22 protein-coding genes are annotated in these 20,633 nt (G+C 57.8%); 4 read left to right on the top strand and 18 right to left on the bottom strand.

The features are described 5' to 3' along the window. Positions 1-71: 71 nt before the first annotated feature. From M2406_RS15870 to mak, 3 genes are all read right to left on the bottom strand, one after another. A complete protein-coding gene (locus M2406_RS15870; RefSeq protein WP_259190598.1) occupies positions 72-458 on the bottom strand; it encodes a type II toxin-antitoxin system VapC family toxin in 387 nt (128 codons plus the stop codon). After that, positions 455-688 carry a type II toxin-antitoxin system Phd/YefM family antitoxin gene (locus tag M2406_RS15865; protein WP_259190597.1) on the bottom strand — a complete coding sequence of 78 codons (234 nt, stop codon included), beginning with the start codon at positions 686-688 and terminating at the stop codon, positions 455-457. Before M2406_RS15865 ends, M2406_RS15870 begins: the two co-directional genes overlap by 4 nt. Before the next feature lie 105 nt (positions 689-793). Further along, the gene (gene mak / locus M2406_RS15860) at positions 794-1,702 is read right to left on the bottom strand and encodes a fructokinase (protein ID WP_112363956.1); all 909 of its coding nucleotides are present in this window, start codon (positions 1,700-1,702) and stop codon (positions 794-796) included. A 210-nt stretch (positions 1,703-1,912) separates the two neighbouring features. Here mak and M2406_RS15855 point away from each other — a divergent pair, with 210 nt between their 5' ends. Next, positions 1,913-2,653, top strand: a complete 741-nt coding sequence (locus M2406_RS15855) for a response regulator (protein ID WP_012005476.1) — start codon at positions 1,913-1,915, stop codon at positions 2,651-2,653. On the opposite strand, the gene M2406_RS15850 is transcribed toward M2406_RS15855, so the two are convergent. The 6 genes from M2406_RS15850 to M2406_RS15825 all read right to left on the bottom strand — a co-directional run bounded on the left by M2406_RS15850 (position 2,628) and on the right by M2406_RS15825 (position 8,960). Beyond that, entirely contained in the window at positions 2,628-3,641 is a 1,014-nt protein-coding gene (locus M2406_RS15850) for a carbohydrate kinase family protein (protein WP_259190592.1), read from the bottom strand. The genes M2406_RS15855 and M2406_RS15850 overlap by 26 nt on opposite strands. Then, positions 3,641-4,501 carry a ketose 1,6-bisphosphate aldolase gene (locus M2406_RS15845; protein WP_012005474.1) on the bottom strand — a complete coding sequence of 287 codons (861 nt, stop codon included), beginning with the start codon at positions 4,499-4,501 and terminating at the stop codon, positions 3,641-3,643. Before M2406_RS15845 ends, M2406_RS15850 begins: the two co-directional genes overlap by 1 nt. Before the next feature lie 11 nt (positions 4,502-4,512). Continuing rightward, a complete protein-coding gene (locus M2406_RS15840) occupies positions 4,513-5,199 on the bottom strand; it encodes a D-lyxose/D-mannose family sugar isomerase (protein ID WP_012005473.1) in 687 nt (228 codons plus the stop codon). 76 nt (positions 5,200-5,275) lie between these two features. After that, positions 5,276-6,220, bottom strand: a complete 945-nt coding sequence (locus tag M2406_RS15835; RefSeq protein WP_218218605.1) for an ABC transporter substrate-binding protein — start codon at positions 6,218-6,220, stop codon at positions 5,276-5,278. Between the two features lie 201 nt (positions 6,221-6,421). Next, positions 6,422-7,411 (bottom strand): ABC transporter permease subunit, encoded by a 990-nt coding sequence (locus tag M2406_RS15830; protein WP_259190591.1) that lies wholly within the window; start codon positions 7,409-7,411, stop codon positions 6,422-6,424. Positions 7,412-7,439: 28 nt separating this feature from the next. Further along, positions 7,440-8,960 (bottom strand): sugar ABC transporter ATP-binding protein, encoded by a 1,521-nt coding sequence (locus tag M2406_RS15825; RefSeq protein ID WP_112363959.1) that lies wholly within the window; start codon positions 8,958-8,960, stop codon positions 7,440-7,442. 141 nt (positions 8,961-9,101) lie between these two features. On the opposite strand from M2406_RS15825, the gene M2406_RS15820 reads away from it, so the two are divergent. Together M2406_RS15820 and rdgC are read left to right on the top strand one after the other, a co-directional pair. Continuing rightward, a complete protein-coding gene (locus M2406_RS15820; protein ID WP_115183166.1) occupies positions 9,102-11,714 on the top strand; it encodes an ATP-binding protein in 2,613 nt (870 codons plus the stop codon). Positions 11,715-11,802: 88 nt separating this feature from the next. Further along, positions 11,803-12,714 carry a recombination-associated protein RdgC gene (gene rdgC, locus M2406_RS15815; protein WP_012005468.1) on the top strand — a complete coding sequence of 304 codons (912 nt, stop codon included), beginning with the start codon at positions 11,803-11,805 and terminating at the stop codon, positions 12,712-12,714. A gap of 191 nt (positions 12,715-12,905) precedes the next feature. On the opposite strand, the gene ppnP is transcribed toward rdgC, so the two are convergent. The 7 genes from ppnP to M2406_RS15780 all read right to left on the bottom strand — a co-directional run bounded on the left by ppnP (position 12,906) and on the right by M2406_RS15780 (position 18,541). Then, positions 12,906-13,196: a pyrimidine/purine nucleoside phosphorylase gene (gene ppnP, locus M2406_RS15810; RefSeq protein ID WP_012005467.1), complete on the bottom strand. Its 291-nt coding sequence runs from the start codon at positions 13,194-13,196 to the stop codon at positions 12,906-12,908. Between the two features lie 211 nt (positions 13,197-13,407). Continuing rightward, a complete protein-coding gene (locus tag M2406_RS15805; protein ID WP_012005466.1) occupies positions 13,408-14,085 on the bottom strand; it encodes an AroM family protein in 678 nt (225 codons plus the stop codon). A gap of 4 nt (positions 14,086-14,089) precedes the next feature. Then, entirely contained in the window at positions 14,090-15,019 is a 930-nt protein-coding gene (locus M2406_RS15800; RefSeq protein WP_126501356.1) for a DUF1177 domain-containing protein, read from the bottom strand. A 32-nt stretch (positions 15,020-15,051) separates the two neighbouring features. Next, the gene (locus M2406_RS15795) at positions 15,052-16,617 is read right to left on the bottom strand and encodes an OPT/YSL family transporter (RefSeq protein ID WP_172491131.1); all 1,566 of its coding nucleotides are present in this window, start codon (positions 16,615-16,617) and stop codon (positions 15,052-15,054) included. A 195-nt stretch (positions 16,618-16,812) separates the two neighbouring features. Next, positions 16,813-17,586, bottom strand: a complete 774-nt coding sequence (locus tag M2406_RS15790) for an IclR family transcriptional regulator (RefSeq protein WP_115183169.1) — start codon at positions 17,584-17,586, stop codon at positions 16,813-16,815. Positions 17,587-17,889: 303 nt separating this feature from the next. Continuing rightward, positions 17,890-18,090: a YaiA family protein gene (locus M2406_RS15785; protein WP_026142228.1), complete on the bottom strand. Its 201-nt coding sequence runs from the start codon at positions 18,088-18,090 to the stop codon at positions 17,890-17,892. A 46-nt stretch (positions 18,091-18,136) separates the two neighbouring features. Further along, entirely contained in the window at positions 18,137-18,541 is a 405-nt protein-coding gene (locus M2406_RS15780) for a nuclear transport factor 2 family protein (RefSeq protein WP_259190589.1), read from the bottom strand. A gap of 100 nt (positions 18,542-18,641) precedes the next feature. Here M2406_RS15780 and M2406_RS15775 point away from each other — a divergent pair, with 100 nt between their 5' ends. Then, on the top strand, positions 18,642-19,415 hold the full coding sequence (locus M2406_RS15775; protein ID WP_259190588.1) for an AraC family transcriptional regulator: 774 nt from the start codon (positions 18,642-18,644) through the stop codon (positions 19,413-19,415). Between the two features lie 19 nt (positions 19,416-19,434). On the opposite strand, the gene aroL is transcribed toward M2406_RS15775, so the two are convergent. Together aroL and M2406_RS15765 are read right to left on the bottom strand one after the other, a co-directional pair. Continuing rightward, positions 19,435-19,959 carry a shikimate kinase AroL gene (gene aroL, locus M2406_RS15770; protein ID WP_218217479.1) on the bottom strand — a complete coding sequence of 175 codons (525 nt, stop codon included), beginning with the start codon at positions 19,957-19,959 and terminating at the stop codon, positions 19,435-19,437. 116 nt (positions 19,960-20,075) lie between these two features. Continuing rightward, positions 20,076-20,594, bottom strand: coding sequence for a GNAT family N-acetyltransferase (locus M2406_RS15765; RefSeq protein ID WP_259190587.1), 519 nt, complete (start codon positions 20,592-20,594; stop codon positions 20,076-20,078). Between the last annotated feature and the right edge of the window lie 39 nt (positions 20,595-20,633).

Here is a 20,633-nt window from a genome sequence, read left to right as displayed (position 1 = left end):
TGATTGAGAAAGAGGGTTGCAGCACCGGCGAAAGGGAGCCGGTGCCTAGTGAATCCCAGGGTTAACCCGCTTTAGCGCCGGGCGTCAAACACCCTGATGCCATACTGCGGAAAAGCGGCGTCGGCGGAAACCAACGTCAGCCCTTCGGCCTGCGCCTGGGCGATCAGCATGCGATCAAAAGGATCCTGATGATGCGGCGGCAACTGGCCCGCCTGCTGACCGTGAAAGGCCGCCATCGGCAACGGCAAAAAATCTTCTGCCTCAATTATCTCGAAGATATCCTCCGGCAGCGTCAGCTTGCCCTGCGCACGCTTAATCGAAATTTCCCAAATGCTGGCCGCGCTGACATACACCACATTGCCGGGATCGGCGATCTGCCTTCTGGCGTTCTCCCCCAGGCTGGGATCGTCTATCAGCCACCACAACAGCGCATGGGTATCCAGCAGCAGACGTTTCACTCGTCGTCCTCAAACAGTGCGGTGATGTCTGCATCGCCATCATTAAAATTGTCCGGTACGGTGAATTGGCCCCTGGCAACACCCGGCTTGCGGGTTTGCCCCTTGATGGCCACCAGCTGAACATAAGGCTTCCCTGCTTTCGCTATAATCACGGTCTCTCCCTGTGCGGCTTTATCCGCCAGTTGGCTCAGGTTGGATTTGGCTTCGTGCATATTGGCCTGAATAGGCATACGCGATCTCCTTAGCTAAGTTAGCTAAAGCATAGAGGGGAGTCCAGTTTTTGTACAGCGGATTGATTAAAGCGCGAGCAGGCCCGCGCTTTTTTGCAACGGTAATTAAAGTTGCGGCCACAGCCACGCCGCGCCGCGCACGCCGCTGGAATCGCCGTGTACCGCCTTGCGGATCGGGGTTTCGCATTCGCCACCGAACACCCAGGATTTCACCAACTGCGGCACCCGCTGGTACAACCGATCCACGTTGCTCATTCCCCCGCCCAGCACCACCACGTCCGGATCAAAAATATTGATCACGTGCGCCAGCGATTTCGCCAGCCGCAGCTCGTAACGGCTGATGGCCTGCTCCGCCACCGCATCCCCTTGTGCCACCAACGTCATGATTTCATGACCTTTTAGCGGATTACCGCTCAGGCGAGCATAGTCGGTGGCAAAGCCGGTACCGGAGATAAAGGTTTCAATACACCCCTGCTTACCGCAATAACAGGGAACCTCTGCGCGAAAACGCAGCTCGTCATCATCCAGCCACGGCAGCGGGTTATGCCCCCACTCGCCAGAGATGCCGTTCCCCCCCGAGTGCGCCTGGCCGTTAATCGCCACCCCGGCGCCACAACCGGTGCCAATAATCACCGCAAACACGGTTTGCTTGCCGGCGGCTGCACCATCGGTGGCTTCCGACACTGCCAGGCAGTTGGCATCGTTGGCAATACGCACTTCACGGGCCAGCATCGCCGACAGGTCTTTATCCAGCGGTTGGCCGTTGAGCCAGACCGAGTTGGCGTTTTTGACCAGCCCGGTATAGGGCGACAGCGTGCCGGGAATGCCGACGCCGACCGAGCCTTGCTGGCCGGTATTTTCTTCTGCCAATTTTACCAGACCGGTAATCGCATCCAGCGTTTGCTGATAATCATGGCGCGGCGTGGCGATGCGATGGCGGAACAGTTCCTGCCCATCGTTGGCCAACGCGATCACTTCAATTTTGGTGCCACCCAGGTCGATACCAATGCGCACGATTTTTCTCCTCAATGCACAACAACGTTGCCACAGCCTAATATATTCGGTTGCCAGGATCACTCAATCAGCGCCGAGTGTGACGGTGATGGCAATTTCCGCATCAGACTCACACCGGCTGCCGCTTATTAATTAGCCATCGGGTACACTGCATTTAACCAGTTAACTTGTTGATAACATTTTCCGCATCCTAAAATCCGGAGAGCAGCGATGAAACCTGCCGTATTGATCGTCGACGACGATCCTGCCATTTGTGACCTGCTCTGCGACGTCCTCAATGAGCATGTGTTTAGCGTGCATGCCTGCCACCGGGGCAGCGAGGCGTTAACCTTACTCAGCCAGCAACCGGATATTGCTCTGGTGCTGCTTGATCTGATCCTGCCGGACACCAACGGCCTGCTGGTGTTGCAGCAGATCCACCGTCTGCGCCCGGATCTGCCGGTGGTGATGTTGACCGGCCTGGGCTCCGAGTCCGACGTGGTGGTCGGTCTGGAAATGGGGGCCGACGACTACATTGCCAAACCCTTTAACCCACGCGTGGTGGTCGCCCGCGCCAAGGCGGTGTTACGCCGTACCGGTGCGCTGGCGCTGGAGCCGGCCACCGCCGGTCGGAACAAACCCGAAGGCTGGCAGTTCAACGGCTGGTGTCTGGATACTGCCCGCTGCACCCTACACAACCCGCAGCGACAACCAGTCGATCTGACCCAGGGCGAATACGGCCTGCTGCTGGCGCTGGTACAGCACGCGCGCAAAGTACTGACCCGCGATCGCCTGCTTGAGCTGACCCACAGCGAAACGCTGGAGGTGTTCGATCGCACCATCGACGTGTTGATCATGCGGCTACGACGCAAGATCGAGATCAACCCGCATCAACCCGAGTTGATCCGCACCATTCGCGGGCTGGGCTATGTTTTCGCCGCCGACGTCAGCCAGCCGGTGGCTGCCGCCTGATATAATCCTGCAGTTCCGACAAGGGGCGTGCGCCATCGATCGCGTTGGCGCGCAGTAGATTGAATCGCGCACAGGCATGCGCCAATTGCAGCGTCTCTGCCAAAGGCCAGTTTTCATGGCTGGCGTACAGCACCCCGGCGCAGAAGGCATCCCCGGCACCGACGCTGCCGACGATTTCAGTTTCGCCAACCTGCCACGACGGTTGCCAGCGCGCTTTACCGCCTTTCTCCAGTCCATATGCACCTTCCGGGCAGTGGATCACCACTCGCCGCCGCACACCGGCCAGCAATAGCTGTTCTGCGGCCTCGGCCATCAACTGCGGTTGTACCGCACCATTGGCCGCACGCAATGCCAGCCCGGTAAACTCACCGGCCTCCAGCTCGTTGATCACCAGATAATCCAACCAGCGCAGCGCCGGTAGCACCAGCGGTCGATAGCGCGGATCGCCCTGGCGCGACACTAAATCCAATGAAGTTTGATAACCACGCTGCTGCATTTGCGCCAGCAGGCGGGCGCTGCGGGTGCCAAACTCTTCATCCGGGCGATCCAGGCTGTCGAGCAGCAGCAGATAACCCAGATGGAAAATTTTATGTTCACTGTGCAGTTGGTCGAAATCGGCCAGATCCAACTGCCGGTTGGCCCCCGGCGCGTGAAAAAACGTCCGTTGGCCGCCCGGCTCGGTCATCACTTGCGACATGGCGGTCATCGCCGTTTCGCTGCGTCTGACCAGGCCACTGTCGACCCGGTGCTGCGCCAGCATCTGCAGAATGTAGTCACCGTCTGCGTCGCAGCCGATCAACCCGAGCGCCGCCAGCGGCAGCCCGGTCTCCATACGTGCCAGCGTCAGCAGCACATTGAGCGGCGCACCGCCGGTCGCACGTTGGCTGTGTTCTATCTCAACCAGCCAGCCCGGTTGCGGCCAGTGCGCAATTTGATGCACATGATCCACCAGCATATTGCCGGCCGAAACAATGCCACGCCGGCTCATCACAACCGCCCGGCGCTGCCGAAAATATGCATTTGCTGCTGCACCACTTCGCTGATCGACTGCTCCACCGCCAGCAACACTTCGGCGAATTCATCGTAAATCGCGTGGCGTTGCGTTATCCGCTGCTCCACCGCCCCCAGCGCCGCCTGCGACATGCCGGTATAGAAATTGATTTTGTGAATTCCCAGGCCAATGGCGCGTTTGAAATCGGCGTCGCTGATGCCGGAACCGCCATGCAGCACCAGTGGGATCCCCGCCTGCTGCTGGATAGCCGCCAACCGCTCAAAATCGAGCTTCGGCTCGCCTTTATATTTGCCGTGCGCATTGCCAATCGCCACCGCCAGCGCATCAATGCCGGTCAATTCGACAAATTCGCGCGCCCGCTGCGGGTCGGTAAATTTATTGCTGTCGGCCTCGCCGTACAGCGCGCCGCCTTCGTCACCGCCGACCGCCCCCAGTTCAGCCTCAACCGAGACGCCGACCGCGTGACACATGCGCACCACTTCCTGCGTCTGACGCACGTTCTCTTCGTAGCTCAGGCCGGAACCGTCGAACATCACCGAGCTGAATCCCAGCCGCAGCGCCTGCACCACCGCCTCGAAATGCAGGCCATGATCCAGATTCAACACCACCGGGATATCATGCTGCGCCACTTCACTTTTAATCGCCGCCACCAGCGACTCCAGCGAGACGTACTTAAAGTGCACTTCGGCAATATTGATAATAAACGGCGATCGCGCCGCCTGCGCCGCAGCAAACAACGCACGCAGGAAATGGCTGTCGAGCACGTTGAATGCGCCCAGCGCATAGCCGTGTTGGCGAGCCTGCGCCAACCCCTGCGCCAATGAAATCAATGCCATGCTGGTTCTCCTTAAGCGATAAAGCGCAAGTATTCATGACACAGCAACCACTGCGGTGGCTGGTCCTCTTCAATCTGGCTAAAGCGGCTGAGAGGCTGCAGGAAACGGTTGTCGTTATCGTCATCGTTTACCGTCGAGACTTCCCCTACCAAAACGTCTCCGAAGCCCTCTTCGCCCCAGAAACTGTGATAGATACCCGGCGTGAGACAGATGCTTTCTCCCGGCGCCAGGCGCAGGCGCGAACCGGCGGCGTGGGTCTGGCGACAGCCATCCAGCGTCACGGTCACGGCGGTCTCGGCCAGCCCTTCCCGAGAGTCTGCGTTGTGCAGTTCAACGATCAGGTTGCCGCCGCCGCGGTTGATGATGTCTTCCCGTTTACGCCAGTGGAAATGCATTGGCGTCACCTGAGCTTCGCGGCAATGCATGATTTTCTCCGCATAACCTTTGGCATAAGGCTGCCCGCCGGGTGAACCGTTGCGCAGGGTAAACAGCGTTAGCCCCTTGCGGGCGAAGTCATCATCGCCGAACGCCGTGACGTCCCAACCCAGTTTCAGGTCAAACACCTCCTGCCACGGCTGGCGATCGAGCTGCTGCCAGGCCGAGGGGCTAAAATGGGCGAAGGGCGGCAGCTGGACGTCGAAACGGGCAAAAAAGTGTTGGGTTTGCTGCAGAATTTGATTCACGGCGGAACGGTTCATGGTACCTCCGCAAGCGGTAGAGGAATGAGGAATGAGGAATGAGGGGCCCAGTCTGGCAGGCCCCGCCGATAACAGGTTATTTCACCGTCCAGCCTTTGTAGCTGCCGATATTGTTTTTATCGATCATGGTTACCGGGATCAGCACCGGCGCGGTTGGCGCAGGTTTACCCTGCAGAATGTCGTAACCGATCTCGACCGCCTTGGCCGCCATCACCTGAGGATCCTGCGCTGGCGTCGCGACAAACAACGATTTCCCGCCACGCTTGAGCGCCTCTTCCCCGTCCGGCGATCCATCCACGCCAACGATAAAGAACTCGCTGCGCTGCGCCTGTTTGGCCGCCAGATCTGCGCCGATCGCCGTAGGATCGTTAATTGCAAACACGCCGTCGATCTTCGGATTGGCCGCCAACAGCGCGGTCATGATCTCCAGCCCGCCTTCACGGCTGCCCTTGGCATTCTGGTTATAGGACAGCAGCTTGATCTCCGGGTGTTTCTTCAGTTCGGTCATGCAGCCTTCGACCCGGTTTTGTACCGCGGACACCGGTGGCCCGTTGATGATCACCACGTTGCCCTTCTCTTTCAGTCGGTCGCTGATGTATTTACAGGCCATCGCGCCGGCCTGGGTGTTATCCGAGGTGATGGTGGCATCGGCACCTTCGGCCGCCACGTCAACCGCCACTACCACGATACCGGCATCCTTGGCGCGTTTTACCGCCGGGCCGATACCCTTGGAATCCGCGGCGTTCAGGATGATCATGTCAACCTTGGCAGCGATAAAGTTATCGATCTGCGCCACCTGCTGGCCAAGATCGTAACCGCTCGACACCAGCGTCACGTTGACCTTATCGCCGGCCAACTCGCGCGCCTTCATTTCTGCACCCTTGGTGATCTGTACGAAGAACGGGTTGGCCAAATCGCCCACCGTCACCCCAATCGATTTCAACTCTTTTGCCTGCACCAACGTGGCACTGCCGAGCGCGGCAGTAACCAGCAAAGCGGTAATCAATGGCTTGAAACGCATAGTGTTTTCCTCATTATTTTCCGATCTACGAAAACCTGCCCCGGTGGGCGCCGACCTTTCTTTATCACTCAACCTTACCCTATGAATTTCAAGTTGCAGCTAGGCGCCCAGCTAGTTCATCCCCAGGCGCTTACTAAAGTTAAGTAACTGGGGTGGGCTAGTGCAGGTAACAACGCTGCAGCTTGAAAGACACCGGGTAAGTTAGTGTTGGTAATTGCGGGTGCGATATTTGTCGATTAGCACAGCTATGATGATCACCGCCCCCTTGATCACCAATTGCCAGAAGTATGAGACGCCCATCAGCGTCATGCCGTTGTTCAGGGTGGCGATAATCAGCGCCCCCACCAGCGTGCCGGTAATGGTGCCAATGCCGCCGACAAAGCTGGTGCCGCCGAGGATCACCGCGGCAATCGCATCCAGCTCATAGCCCATGCCGAGGTTGCCGTTGGCGCTATACAGCCGTGAAGCACTCATTATTCCCCCCAGCCCAGACAGCAAACCGCTCATGCCGTAGACGAACAGCAGCACCGCACCGACCTTAATCCCGGTCAGGCGTGCCGCCTGCATGTTGCCGCCCACCGCGTAGATATGTACCCCCAGCGTGGTGCGGCGCAGAATGAACCAGCACAGCGCAATTACGGCAAAGGCGATAATCACCAGCCAGGGGATCGGCCCCAGATACGAGTTGCCGATCCATTCGAAACTGATATCGGAATTGATGATGGTGGTGCCGTCGGCCAGCAGATAAGCCGCGCCGCGCAGTGCGGTATAGGTCCCTAGCGTGACAATAAAGGGTGGTAAACCGGCGTAGGCCACCAGAAAACCGTTAAACAATCCCATGCCCAAACCGGCCAGCAGCGCCAGTGGGATCGACAGCCCGGCCAGGCCCGGCATCAGTGAAACCGCCATCGCCACCACCGCCGTGGTGCCCAGCATCGAGCCAACAGAAAGATCGATACCGCCGGTCAGGATGATGAAGGTCATACCCGCCGCCAGCACGATGTTAATCGACGCCTGCCGGGCAATATTCAGCAGGTTGGCGTCGGTAAAGAAATTCGGTGCAACAAAGCCGAAAATGGCGACGATCAGGATCAATATCGGCAAAATGCCGACGGTTTGCATCATATCGCCCAACAATGCCCGTTTCAGCGTGGGATTTTTTGCGGCGGGTGGCAGCGGGTTCGAAGTCATGACAGGCTCCTTGAGCGTAGGGATAGAATTATTCATGGCTGGCCGCCTCCAGGGCGGGTTCGACGCCGGTGGCCAGCGTCATAATGCTCTCCTGGCTGATCTCTGCGCCGCTCAATTCCCCGGCGATACTGCCTTCGTGCATCACATAAACCCGGTCACTCATGCCAACCACCTCGGGCAGTTCACTGGAGATCATCAGGATCGCCACTCCCTGCTGCGCCATCTGACTCATGATGCGATAAATTTCGCTTTTGGCACCCACGTCAACGCCGCGTGTGGGTTCATCGAGGATAAGAATACGCGGGCCGATCGCCACCCAGCGTGAAATCAGCAACTTCTGTTGGTTGCCGCCGGACAGCCCACCGGCCCGTACCTGAGCATGCGGCACGCGGATATTCAGCAGGCCGATGGCGTCGCTGGAAATACTCTGAGCCTTACGCCGATTCAGCAGGCCATAACGGCCGTCACGCTCCAGCGTCGCCATCACGATATTTTCATGCGCTGCCAGATCGAGAAACAGGCCCTGCTCTTTGCGGTTTTCGGTGAGAAAACCGATGCCCAGCGCGATGGCGTCACGCGGTGAACGGATATTGACCGGCTTACCGTCAATTTCCACCGTACCGCCGCTGGACTTGCGCACGCCGAAAATCAGCTGCGCCAGTTCGGAGCGGCCGGCGCCCACCAGCCCAGCCAGGCCGACAATCTCACCGGCACGCACCTGCAGGCTGACCGGTTTCACCTTCTTGCCGTCGGTCAGGCCATGCAGCGTCAGACGTGGTTCGCCCACCGCAATACCCTGCTCCTTGTTGAACAGATCGCTCAACGGGCGCCCCACCATCATGCGTACCAATTCGCTGGCGGACAGTTTGTCGCGCATCAGGCTGCCAACATACTGGCCGTCGCGCAGCACGCTAACGCGATCCGACAGCTCGTAGACTTCCGCCATGCGATGGCTGATGTAAATGATCGCCATCCCCTCATCGCGCAGGCGTTTGATCAACTCAAACAGCCGATGCGTCTCACGCGAAGAAAGCGCCGCCGTCGGTTCGTCCATCACCAGAATGCGGCTGTTGCGGTGCAACGCGCGGGCGATTTCCACCTGCTGCTGTTCGGCAATGGTTAATTTCATCACCCGATCGCCGGCGCTGAACTGCGCGCCCAAACGATCGATGACTTTCTGTGCTTCCAGCAACATCTGCTGGCGCTTCACCAGGCCGCCGCGCTGGATCTCGCTGCCCAGAAAAATGTTCTCCGCCACCGTCAGATTCGGTGCCAGATTCATTTCCTGGTAAATCAGCGTGATGCCCGCCGCCAGGGCATCTTTTGGCCCTTTAATGGCAAACGGCTGCCCATCGATAAAAATTTCCCCGCTGCTGGCGATATAAGCGCCGGCCAATATTTTCATTAAGGTGCTTTTACCCGCGCCGTTTTCACCCATCAGCGCGTGGATCTCACCGCTATAAACCGTCAGGTTGACGCCCTTCAGCGCGTAAAACTGACCAAAACTCTTGGCGATGTTGTGCATTTCCAGGATCGGGGTCGCGCTCATCGTCATACCTCGGGTTGCGGTTCGGATTGAGTGCAGTTAACCACGCATAAATAAATGCAAAATGTCAGCGGCCGTTCATCTTTGTCATATTGTTAATGGGACGGGGATTTATAATGCGGACAGTCAGTTACGGGGGATCCAATGCGCAGACTGCCTTTCCTTGCCGGTGCACGTGGGCGCCTGCTGATGTTCAACCTGTTGGTAGTGGCGGTGACGCTGATGGTCAGCGGCGTGGCGATCGTCGGCTTTAACCATGCGGGCAAGCTGCAGGAACAAGTTCAGGCGCAAACGCTAAATGAGATGAACGGCAGCATGGCGCTGAGCCGGGATACTTCGAACGTGGCGACCGCCGCCATTCGGCTATCGCAGGTGGTGGGTGCGCTGGAGTATCAGAGCGAGTCAGCCCGGCTGAAGCAAACCCAGCTGGCGCTGCAGGCCTCGCTCAGCCGACTGGCGGACGCTCCGCTGGCACATAGCGAGCCGGAGCTGGTTCAACGCATCATCAGCCGCAGCAACGCGTTGGAAACCAGCGTGACCCGCATGCTGGATCTCGGTCACGCACGGCATCTGCAACGCAATATCCTGCTCAGTGGGCTGTATCAGGCGCAGAGCACGCTGCGGCATATTGCCAGCCTCAACCAACGTAATAATCAGAACCCGCCCTCGCTGCCGCTGCTGAGCCAGATCGACCGGCTGCTGGCGATCGCCATTCAAACCCCGACGCCCAAGGCCGCCGCCCAGCAACTCGACAGCGTGATGGCTTACTGGCCGCAGCACAGCCCGGATGCCTTGGTCGACGAGAAAATGCGCCAGTTTCGCGACAGCGAACAACGCCTGCTGCCCGAAACGCTGGAGCTGGAGCAAAGCGATCTGGCCCTGGCCTATTACACCTACCATATCAAAGCCTTAGTAGCGATGCTCAATGACGACATCAATCTCTACGTACAGAAGGTGGCAGACGAATCGGAGCTGCGCACCCATCAAACCCATCGCGAACTCAGCTCCATCAGCTGGTTTATCGGCCTGTTCGCCCTGCTGGCGCTGGTGATTACCGGCTTCGCCGGGTGGTATATCTACCGTAATCTGGGATCGAACCTGACGGCGATCGCCGGTGCCATGACGCGGCTGGCGCGCGGCGAACGTGAGGTCAGTGTGCCTGCGCTGCAGCGCCGTGACGAACTGGGCGATTTGGCGCGGGCATTCAACGTCTTTGCACGCAATACCGCCTCGCTGGAGCAAACTTCTCGCCTGCTGAAAGAGAAAAGCACCCAGCTGGAAACTACCTTTTTGGCAATGCGCGACGGCTTTGCCCTGTTTGATAACGACGGCCAACTGGTGGTATGGAACCCGCAATATCCGCTGCTGCTGGGGCTAAACGAACACCAGTTGCACCGGGGCCAACACTACCGTGAACTGCTGCAACACGTGACGCCCCCGGCGGGTCAGCGCTGGGAAGCGGTGCTGGCCAACCTGTCCAGTGAACTGCCGCAGCCGCAGGAACTGCGCCTGAGCGACGGCCGCACCGTCGAGCTGCGCTTCAGTCCGGTGCCCAATCGCGGCGTAGTTAACGTGGTATTGGAACGCACCGAGCGCAAAGCGCTGGAAGAGGCGCTGCTGCACAGCCAGAAAATGAAGGCGGTCGGTCAGCTCACCGGCGGCCTGGCGCATGATTTTAACAATCTGCTGGCGGTGATTATCGGCAGCCTGGAACTAACCACCCAACAGACTCAGGACGCCCAAACCGAACAGCGTATTGCCCGGGCGCTGAAGGCCGCCGAACGCGGTGCACAGCTCACCCAGCGGCTGCTGGCATTTTCGCGTAAACAGGCGTTGCATCCGCAGGCCATCACGCTACAGACGCTGGTAGAAAACCTGCAGGAATTGCTGCGTCATTCACTGCCCACGACGTTGTCGCTAAGCATTGAGACTCAGCGGCCCGGCTGGCCGGCGTGGGTGGATGCCAATCAGTTGGAAAACGCGCTGATCAACCTGGTAGTCAACGCCCGGGATGCCATGGAAGGCCGCAGCGGCGTGGTCAAGATCCGTATCTACAACCAACGAGTGGTACGCAGCGGTGGCAAAAAACAGGACATGGTGGCGCTGGAGGTGATCGACACCGGCTGCGGCATGTCGGAGGAAGTGAAAGCGCAGGTGTTCGAACCTTTCTTCACCACCAAGGCAGTGGGCAGCGGCAGTGGGCTGGGGCTGTCGATGGTCTACGGCTTTGTTCGCCAGTCCGGCGGCCGGGTGCAGATTGAAACCGCACCGGGAGAAGGCACTCTGGTGCGCCTGCAACTGCCGCGCGCCCCGGCACCGGCAATCGCCCAAGCACCGCCCCTGCCGCTCGAAGAAAGCGACGGCACCGACAGTCTGGTATTGGTGCTGGAAGATGAAAATGACGTGCGCCATACGCTGTGCGAACACCTGCATCAGCTCGGCTACCTGACGCTGGACTGCGCAGACAGCCATGAAGCGCTGGCGCTGCTGCGCCAGACGCCGGATATTGGGGTGCTGGTTAGTGACCTGATGCTGCCGGGCGAACTGGACGGCGTGCAGGTGATTGGGCTGGCGCGGGAGATTAATCCGCGCCTTACCGCGCTGCTGATCAGCGGTCAGGATATACGTCGCCACCACGAAGACACACTGCCCAACGTTGAACTGCTGCGCAAGCCTTTCAGCCAGCGGCAACTGGCGTTGGCACTGCAACGGGCACGCCGCTCAAACGCGGCCGCTGACGCAATTCGGAGGGAATGAGGCGATTTTTCGCCCCTGATTCGTTATTATGCCGCCCTGCTTTTGATGAATAAGCGTGCCAGACGCACGCCCAGCCAGGGATAACATTATGCTGTGGTTTAAGAATTTGATGGTTTACCGTTTGAGCCGCGAAGTGGCGTTAAACGCGGATGAAATGGAAAAACAACTCAGCGCTTTTGCTTTCACCCCGTGCGGCAGCCAGGACATGGCGAAAACCGGCTGGGTTTCTCCGATGGGTTCCCACAGCGAGTCACTGACACACGCGGTTAACGGCCAGATCGTTATTTGCGCGCGCAAGGAAGAAAAAATCCTGCCGTCGCCGGTCATCAAACAAGAGTTGCAGGCCAAGATTGAACGCCTGGAAGGTGAACAACACCGTAAGCTGAAGAAAACCGAGAAAGACGCGCTGAAAGACGAAGTGCTGCACAGCCTGTTGCCACGCGCCTTTAGCCGCTTTAATCAGACTTTTATGTGGATCGACACGGTTAATGACCTGATTATGGTTGATGCCGCCAGCGCCAAACGCGCGGAAGACACTCTGGCGCTGCTGCGCAAAAGCCTGGGTTCACTGCCGGTAGTGCCGTTGACCATGGAAAGCCCGATCGAACTGACGCTGACCGAGTGGGTACGCTCTGGCGAGCTGCCGGCCGGCTTTATCATTCAGGACGAAGCAGAGTTGAAGGCAATTCTGGAAGACGGCGGCGTGATCCGCTGCAAGAAACAGAACCTGATCAGCGATGAGATTGCGGTACATATCGAAGCCGGCAAGCTGGTGACCAAGCTGGCGGTGGACTGGCAGGAGCGCATTCAACTGGTGCTGGCAGACGACGGTTCGCTGAAACGTTTGAAGTTCGCCGATACGCTGCGCGAGCAGAACGACGATATCGATCGTGACGACTTTGCCCAGCGTTTTGACGCCGACTTTATCCTGATGACCAGCGAACTGGCGGCGTTAATCAAGAACACCATCGAAGCCCTGGGTGGCGAAGCCCAGCGCTAAGTACACAAAGGCGCAAATCGCTGCGCCTTTGTTCCACATGAGTAGCGTTGCAACACAGATAGCATACCCAAATTAATTGGAGTTGCAGCTAGGCGGCAAGTGCGGGAATCCCCAGGAGCTTACTCAAGTAAGTGACTGGGGTGAGCGCACGCAGCCAACAACGCTGCAGCTTCAAGTAAGAAGGGTATGAGTTACTTACTTAAATAACGGCACAGATAGGCGGTCGCGTCGGCCACCTGCAGGTTGAACTCACTGTGTGCCGGTACGAAGAACTTCTCACCCGGCATAAACACCTGCCAGTCCGGCGAGCCCGGCAGCAACACTTTCAACGCGCCGGTAATCACGGTCATTTCTTCCGGCAGGGCGGTGGTGAAGGTGTACTCTCCCTCTTCCATGACACCGACGCTGGTAAGGCCGATGCTGCTACTATCGAAACCGATAGACTTCACTTTCCCGGCAAAATACTCGTTTACTTTCAGCATAGACTGACACCCGCGTAATCAACTTTATGGGAAATCCATATTGGGGGATTGCGGTTGATCTGTCACTGGTTTTTCTCGCGAAATGCGATCGTGGCGCAGAGTAAAACGCTGCCAAGCGATTGACCGTCAGCCTGCCGTTCTGGGTGCACGCCCAAAAACACGCAGCACCGCCCCCGACACACCGCCATATAAGATTTTATTGGCTTTTTAATCAGTCGATTAGCTCAGCAGCCAGCTTGGCCACCAGCGCATTGGACAACAGCACCGGTATTTCCAGCCGTGCCTGCAGGAAATCACGGTGCTGCCGGTGATAACCAATGCAGTCGAGCACCACCACCTGCGCGCCCTGCCGCTGTAGCTCGCTTGCGGCCAACTCCAGCACCGCGTCATCCGCCAAATAAGGGCTGGCGACGGCAAAACAGGGTGGCGTCGCCAGTAACTGCCACTTGCTCGCCTGCTGGCTGATTTGCTCCGCCACCGGCACCACAATCCCCACCCGGTGTTGGCTGACAATGGCAGAAATCAGCGGCGGAATAATGCGGTCCGGCTCCAGCAACAGCGCCTGTTGTGCATGCAACTGGCCAAACTCGCCGGTGCACAACAGCAGGATCACCTCACAGCCCTCCGCTTCCAGTGCATTGATTTTCTGCTGCAACCCCAGTTCGACCCGCGAGGCCGCCAATCTCACCTGTGTGCCGTCCAGCAGGCGTGAAACCAACACCTTCTCTCCGGCCTGCGGTGTATAACGCTCGTCAATCTGGCTGGCCTTCAGCCCGTCCAGCAACCCGACATGCCTCACCTGTTCCGCAGGCAGATAGGCAGACAGCAACGGCATAATGTCGTTGCGCGGTGCCTGACCGATAGTCAGCGTGGCAAATGAAGCATTCATCCGGTTATTTCCTTTTTTGCAGATGACTCAGGCTGCCGTACAGCGCCAGCAACTGTGCGTATTCGTCAGCCTGATAAAAATGACAGGTACCGCGGCCAAACTCTTTCGCCACTTCCACCGCAAACTTAACGGTTAGCGCAATATCCACTTCATGGCTAGCGCCGGTACCGCAGCCCGGCACCACCGACTCGGTGCAAATCGCCACGCCAACCACCGGCGCAGAGGTCGCGGTAGAGGGCTGCAGAATGCTGTTCAGATGGTGTACCCCGTTGCCATACGGCGTAATGTCCTGGGTAGTGATCGGGAAGGTCACCGCCGGACGGCCGCTGGTCATCTCCATAATCCGCAGCAGATCTTCCGCCACCCGCAGGATGTAGCCTTCTTTCACCGTCGGTGACAGCGCGTAGCCTTTGTGATTGATGATGCGGTTGCCCTTGGTAGTGTCGATGGACAAAATCGCATCGGCCTCCGGCACCACTTCATTATCGTTCATCGTCACGTCGTCGATCGGCGAATCCATAAAGTCGACCGGGTCGTGCGGACGGGTTGGCGCATCGGGACAAATATGGGTGGTGATGATCACATCGCCCGCCAATACATCGCCCTTGCGCTGCATTTCCGCCAGCTTCAACGCACTGGCAATAGCGGCGATAGCGCCGTCGCCGTCGGACACCAGGCCAATCCGCGTTGGCCGCGCACCAATACCGCCCAAGCGGCCGATAATACCCAGCGTCGGCGCCTCCCCACCCTGGATTTTGCCGGCACTGCCGGGGATCTCAATGCGCACGAAGTCGGTCGCGCCCTTCGGCCCACTGGCACGCAGCGTGCTGGCGCGGATGCCGGGATAGGACGTGAACAGATCGACAACCTGCTGACCGTTCACATAGGCACTATCAATTAATTCAAAAACCTGCAGCGTTTGTTGCAAACTCATAATCGGCTGACCTCACAATTTAACCGGATGGGTTATTTCCCTTTGCTGGAAAAAATGGAATTGAAAAAGTTATACAGCGCGTCTCCGGCGATAAAACCGGCCGCCATGATCTCCATCGGCGTGCGGCCCTTGTCGCCCCAGCGGCGAATAATCAGGATGCGCAGCGCGATACCGACGATCACCGCCCAACCCGCCAACGCGTTGTTGATCAACAGGCCGGTGGCCAACAGCACGCCAAGCTGACGTTTTGGCCCGCCAATCCACTGCACAATGGCTCCTGGGACAGCCCAGACAAGCAGGCTGTAGGCAATGCCCGGCTGTGCACCTGCCTCGATGGTTTTGGCGTACACCCGCGCCACCGGCGGGATCAGGTCCTGCAGGAAGTAGCTGGTATAAGCGAAGTACACCACCGGGATGGCGATGACAAAGGCGATCAGCGCAGCAAACAACTGAATGCGGCGCCCCAGCAGCTCCTGCTGTAAATCTTTGCCGTAGCCGCGCAGAATGAATCCGGCTTTCAGATCAAAGCCCATATCGGCAAACGCCGGGCCGGTGGCGGCGGTAAACCCGGTCAGCACGCACAGCGCCAGCGGCGGGAAGCCAATCAGGATGCCGATAATCAGGGTAATCAGCGCCACCGCAAAGGCCGGGAACCAGCCCGAGTGCATCGCGGCGATGCCGACAATCAGTTCATGCACAAAGGCGGCAAACGCGGCGTAAATCACAAACAGCACCAGCATGCCCAGCGACATCTCGCTGTACAGTCCAGCGGCCAACGCCAACAGCGCGGCAATAACGATATATCCCACCGCGCCCAACCCGAGCGCTTTGCGCACTTCACTGTCGGCCTGGCTATAACCACTGGTATCCGCGCGCTTGCTGCGGATCACCTGAACCACCTGGATCAACGCCACCAGTCCGGCACCAACCATCACTCCGTGAGGAATGAAATTCGCATTGATATCAAAGCCTGCCATGGGTTCCGCGTAGGCTCGCAGCAACAGGCCGACACCAAACATGCCCAATGCCCAGATATTGCCGATAAACGCGGTGCCGAACGCCGCCATCGGGATTTTAAGCATCGAACCGGCGATGCCGACTACCACGCCCACCACCAGCAGCCAGGCTTGCTTGCCACCCCGGTCACCGGCCTTAATGGCTTCCGCCGCCGCGACACCCGGTGGCCAGGCATTGGCCGCAGGAAATATTTTGGTGTCGAACATGCGGTACAGCAGGTAGGCGTCGAGCAACATCGCGGCCGCCACCCCGCAGAACATCGGCAGAATTAGCTGCGGTTGCCCCATCACATAAGGCACGGCAATTGGCATCAGCAGCGAGTTGGCCGCGCCGAAGGTGGCGGAAGAGATCACCGTTTGCGCCAGGTTTTGCGTATGTACCGAACGGTAACGCTGGAACATTTGCAGTGGAATGCGCGCCAACAGCATGGCGATCAACGCGCCAATAATCGACGTGTTGGGCGTCACGCCCAGCGTGGTGATCAACTGCACGCCGATAATTGCGCCGACGATGGACAGCAGCACCATCACCAGCAGAGTACCGATATCTTTCAAAGGATTTATGCTGCTTTTTGGTTTCATAGTTTTCATTTCCCTGAATATTCCCTGGCGTCTGGCAACGTTAATTTCGGCATGAGGCGTCACTCACAGTTCCGAATATTGGAACTGTGAGTGCCATTAAGTATTTATTGCCCATAAATCCAAGATAGATAATTAAGAAATTCCCTGGTGTTGGTTTTCGTTAATTATCAGATACTGACAGAGTGTTCCGGTGCGTTATTTGATCTGTTGCCAATAATCATCACCGAGTTTTTCCGCCAATTGCCGGGATACTGTCATTAATGCTTCCAGCACAGCGGGTGAAAATGGCTGTTCTTCCGCCTGCGTAGGAAAAGACAAGCACAGACCGACCGTCTCATTGCGGTGTTTGTTGGTCACCGCTGTCGCCAGCGAACTGATGCCCTGCAACGTCTCATTACGTGCCAGAGACCAGCCCTGCTGCCGGACCTGTGCCAGCTTACTCAACAATGCTTCCAGCGTTTGCGGAGCGTTGGGTGAAGCCGCACGGTAGCCTGCGGCAAAACGCGCTATCACCTGCTCATCACTGTCACGCGCCAATATCGCCCGGCCTACCGAGGTTTCCGCCACCGGTGAGCGGCTGCCCGCCGGCGTCACCACCTGGAGAAAATGGCGACCGGGGAACATGCGCATCACCATAATTTCCTGCGCTTCCAGCACTGAAACATAACCCGTACAGTTAGTCTGTTGGCTGAGCTGCACCATACTGGCCGCCACGCTGTCGACCAACGGCGTCGACAGATAGTGGCTGGAGACCGATAGCAGCAAACGACCGATTTTATACAGCTTGCTGTCAGGATCGCGCTCCAGCATGCCCTGGGTTTCCATGGTCTGTAACAGGCGAGAGGCCGTGCTTTTTGGCAGCGCCAATTGACTCACCACATCACTGAATGAAATACCGGCCTGGCCGTGCATCATTCGCTGTTGTGAAAATAACTTTAATACCGCAGCGGCATTTTCCAGAGTTGTCATCGCACGCCTTGTTCCACTATATGGAACTCAGTTCCTGTTTGATAATTAGAAACTAAAACTCGTACAACTTATCGTCAAGCAGTTTATTTTTTATTCTGCCTATTAATCGCAGCGGATGATGCTTCACTAAATTAAATGCAACGGCTAACGCTGATAAAATAGGCCGATTACCACGCAGTTATTCGACCATGGCGGTATAAACCAGCATGTCATGCTAATTTATCGTTATCGAGTGAGGTAATTAAAGCAGTAAACGGAATGAATAAAGAAACCGGCCTGATGCCGGTTTCAGAGGGATATTATTTAATCTTCCAGCGCCGGATCTTCATAACGATGCTTGGCATCGAGCGCTTCCTGCTCGGTAGGATGCTCACTGAGTAGCGTATTGGGCTCAATGTCATCGGTGCGCACCTCAAAACGGTGCATATGCAAGCTTGGGTCGCCCCGGTCAACGGCGACCACTCGGGCAGTTCTCGGATAGCCAGGTCGGTTATTTTCGCGCATGCTGATCTCCCGTGTGATTCCACAAGTTTAAGTATAGCAGCGGTATCTATACCGACACGCGTGACCCCAAATCGCGATCGCCGTGTTCGCCTTCCAGCAGCTGCGTCAGCTCATCGCAGGCGCAGATCTTGCCGTCACGCACGGTGAAATGTGCCAATACCTTAACCAGGCTGCGGCTTCCGTCACGCTTTTCCACCCGAACCTGGTGGTGGGTCAGTACCGAATCCCCCTGCCCGGCTACGGCGACTATCTCCAGCGTCATGTTGCGGGTGAGTTGTTTCAGTAACGCCATATGCTGCATGAAGTGGGCGTAATCCAGCGTGTTGCCGTCCACCTGCTGGAGGTAATCTTCACTGAAAAACTCAGCAATCACCAGCGGCTGGTGTTGTGGTGCCGCGACGACCCGTTGCAGGGCCTCGAGCACCAGGGCGGTTGGGGTTTGCAGGCTCATTTTTATCTCCAAAGTTAAACGTTGAGGAGAGCATAGATCAGGCAGAGGATGGCATAATAACCGCAACTGGACATTCAATACGGTAAATCGGCCAATCAAGATGATCCTGCAAAGCGAACGACTGTGGCATGAAAAAAAGCACTTAACGCCCTGGCATCAACATACCCGCGGACAGCTCTATTTATTAACCCACGGCATGATTGCGCTGGAAACTCAGGAGCAACAATGGGCAATGACCGCCGGCAGTATCGGCTGGCTGCCAGCGAACTGCGCGCACCAGGCATTGGCCTGTGGCAACGTCGCCGGCTGGAGCCTGTATCTGCCTGGATCCCAATGTGCAGATCTACCGAAACAACCTCATTTGAGCACGGCTTCCGGGTTGATTTTGGCGTTGGTGGAACGCCTTGCACAATTCGCAGGCCAAAGGCTGAACGCGCCGCAACGGCGACTACTACAGGTATTGCTCGATGAGATGTGCGCGCAGGAAGGTACCCCGTTGCAACTGCCTCTGCCGCAGGACGCACGACTGCTGAAAATCGCCCGTGCGCTACTCAATGAGCCGGCCAGCGAACGCAGCCAGAGTGAATGGGCCGCCTGGGCCGGGCTGAGCGTCCGCACCCTGAGCCGGCATTTCATCAGCGAAACCGGCGTGACTTTCGCCCGCTGGCGCCAGCAGGCTCGGGTGCTCCGTTCGCTGGAGCCATTGTCACGCGGTGAAGCCGTCAATCAGATTGCCGGCGACTGCGGTTATGACAATGTCAGCGCCTACATTGCCGCTTTCCGTCAGCGTTTTGGTACCACACCGGGATTGTATTTTGTTCAGCACGAGACTCATGTCCGGGAGAAAAACGAGGCAGCCGTCAGGCGCAATTGACGGAGCCCCAAGAGAGAGCTTATTTTACCGTTTCCAACTGCAGGGCGGAGAGGATCTGCTCAACCACCTGTTGCGGGCCACCGGTGCCGTCCATCACGTAGTGAGCGGCCTCCTGATACAGCGCTTCACGCGCGGCCAGCACCTCCAGCATTTCTTCGGCAATCGGACGGCCGGTCAGCGTAGGGCGCTGTGTATCTTGCGGGTACTCTTCCAGCCGCTGTGCCAATACTTCGGCGGGTGAACGCAGGTAGATGACCTTGCCGTTCTGACGCATAAAGCGGCGGTTCTCCTCCGCCAGGATCGCACCACCACCAGTGGCAACTACAGTTGACGGTTGAGTGACCGTTTGCAGAGCAATGCTTTCACGGCGACGAAATCCCAGCCAGCCTTCTTGTTCGACCATTTCCGCCACGCTCATCTGCGTGGTCTGCTGCATAAACAGATCGGTATCGACGAATTGATAGCCCAGCGCCAGCGCCAGTGCGCTGCCCACCGTGGTTTTACCGGCTCCGCGCGCGCCTACCATGAAAATGGTTTGTGTCATTACGGGTTGTCCCTTATACGGTGACTTGAGTGCATTTGCTCGCCAGAACCCGGCGTGCTAAATCCTGCGATGGCGTGGTTGCTGCATCATACCGCCATCACTCTGTATTTCAATATTTACGATAGTGTAAATTCCATAGCACAGCGACTGCCGACGGCGAAGCCATCCGCCACCTCTTGCGCCAACCGAGAGCTCAATGATGCACTGAGCCGCTCAGGGGCTATCGGCCGGAACCCCAGCCGTTGGTAATAGGGTGCATTCCAGGGCACATCGATAAAGGTGGTCAGCGTCAGGCGCTGCGCGTCCTGCAACCTGGCCTGTGCTGCGATCTCGGCAATCAACCGGCGTCCAATGCCCTGACGTTGCCAGTTGGCGGCAACCGACAGTTCAGCGATATGCCAATCCTGCTGTTGCGCCATCACCGCGATAAACCCGGCCGCCTCACCCGCGGTGCTTTCCGCCAGCCATTCCTGCCGCCGCTGAATAAAATCAGTATGCTGCTGCGCATCCATCACCGGGCCTTCGGCAATAAAAGCCCAGGCCGGTTGTTGATGAAATAACTGCGCAGCCGACCGTTCGACGGCGATCAGTTGAGCAATGTCCTGCAGTTGCGCCAAACGAATTTTCAGGCTCATCGGATCCTCCTTAACAACAGGCCGGCTATTTAACCAGAT

Source organism: Serratia sp. BIGb0163 (genome assembly GCF_024809935.1).
In the GTDB taxonomy this organism is placed as follows: domain Bacteria; phylum Pseudomonadota; class Gammaproteobacteria; order Enterobacterales; family Enterobacteriaceae; genus Serratia; species Serratia quinivorans.
This window is presented reverse-complemented; position numbering and strand designations above follow the sequence as displayed.

Excerpts from the sequence above, each read along its gene's own strand:
- M2406_RS15865 (WP_259190597.1), bottom strand. The coding sequence starts at position 688 with ATGCCTATTCAGGCCAATATGCACGAAGCCAAATCCAACCTGAGCCAA.
- M2406_RS15855 (WP_012005476.1), top strand. The coding sequence starts at position 1,913 with ATGAAACCTGCCGTATTGATCGTCGACGACGATCCTGCCATTTGTGAC.
- M2406_RS15850 (WP_259190592.1), bottom strand. The coding sequence starts at position 3,641 with ATGAGCCGGCGTGGCATTGTTTCGGCCGGCAATATGCTGGTGGATCAT.
- M2406_RS15845 (WP_012005474.1), bottom strand. The coding sequence starts at position 4,501 with ATGGCATTGATTTCATTGGCGCAGGGGTTGGCGCAGGCTCGCCAACAC.
- M2406_RS15840 (WP_012005473.1), bottom strand. The coding sequence starts at position 5,199 with ATGAACCGTTCCGCCGTGAATCAAATTCTGCAGCAAACCCAACACTTT.
- M2406_RS15835 (WP_218218605.1), bottom strand. The coding sequence starts at position 6,220 with ATGCGTTTCAAGCCATTGATTACCGCTTTGCTGGTTACTGCCGCGCTC.
- M2406_RS15830 (WP_259190591.1), bottom strand. The coding sequence starts at position 7,411 with ATGACTTCGAACCCGCTGCCACCCGCCGCAAAAAATCCCACGCTGAAA.
- M2406_RS15825 (WP_112363959.1), bottom strand. The coding sequence starts at position 8,960 with ATGAGCGCGACCCCGATCCTGGAAATGCACAACATCGCCAAGAGTTTT.
- M2406_RS15820 (WP_115183166.1), top strand. The coding sequence starts at position 9,102 with ATGCGCAGACTGCCTTTCCTTGCCGGTGCACGTGGGCGCCTGCTGATG.
- rdgC (WP_012005468.1), top strand. The coding sequence starts at position 11,803 with ATGCTGTGGTTTAAGAATTTGATGGTTTACCGTTTGAGCCGCGAAGTG.
- ppnP (WP_012005467.1), bottom strand. The coding sequence starts at position 13,196 with ATGCTGAAAGTAAACGAGTATTTTGCCGGGAAAGTGAAGTCTATCGGT.
- M2406_RS15805 (WP_012005466.1), bottom strand. The coding sequence starts at position 14,085 with ATGAATGCTTCATTTGCCACGCTGACTATCGGTCAGGCACCGCGCAAC.
- M2406_RS15800 (WP_126501356.1), bottom strand. The coding sequence starts at position 15,019 with ATGAGTTTGCAACAAACGCTGCAGGTTTTTGAATTAATTGATAGTGCC.
- M2406_RS15795 (WP_172491131.1), bottom strand. The coding sequence starts at position 16,617 with ATGAAACCAAAAAGCAGCATAAATCCTTTGAAAGATATCGGTACTCTG.
- M2406_RS15790 (WP_115183169.1), bottom strand. The coding sequence starts at position 17,586 with ATGACAACTCTGGAAAATGCCGCTGCGGTATTAAAGTTATTTTCACAA.
- M2406_RS15785 (WP_026142228.1), bottom strand. The coding sequence starts at position 18,090 with ATGCGCGAAAATAACCGACCTGGCTATCCGAGAACTGCCCGAGTGGTC.
- M2406_RS15780 (WP_259190589.1), bottom strand. The coding sequence starts at position 18,541 with ATGAGCCTGCAAACCCCAACCGCCCTGGTGCTCGAGGCCCTGCAACGG.
- M2406_RS15775 (WP_259190588.1), top strand. The coding sequence starts at position 18,642 with ATGATCCTGCAAAGCGAACGACTGTGGCATGAAAAAAAGCACTTAACG.
- aroL (WP_218217479.1), bottom strand. The coding sequence starts at position 19,959 with ATGACACAAACCATTTTCATGGTAGGCGCGCGCGGAGCCGGTAAAACC.
- M2406_RS15765 (WP_259190587.1), bottom strand. The coding sequence starts at position 20,594 with ATGAGCCTGAAAATTCGTTTGGCGCAACTGCAGGACATTGCTCAACTG.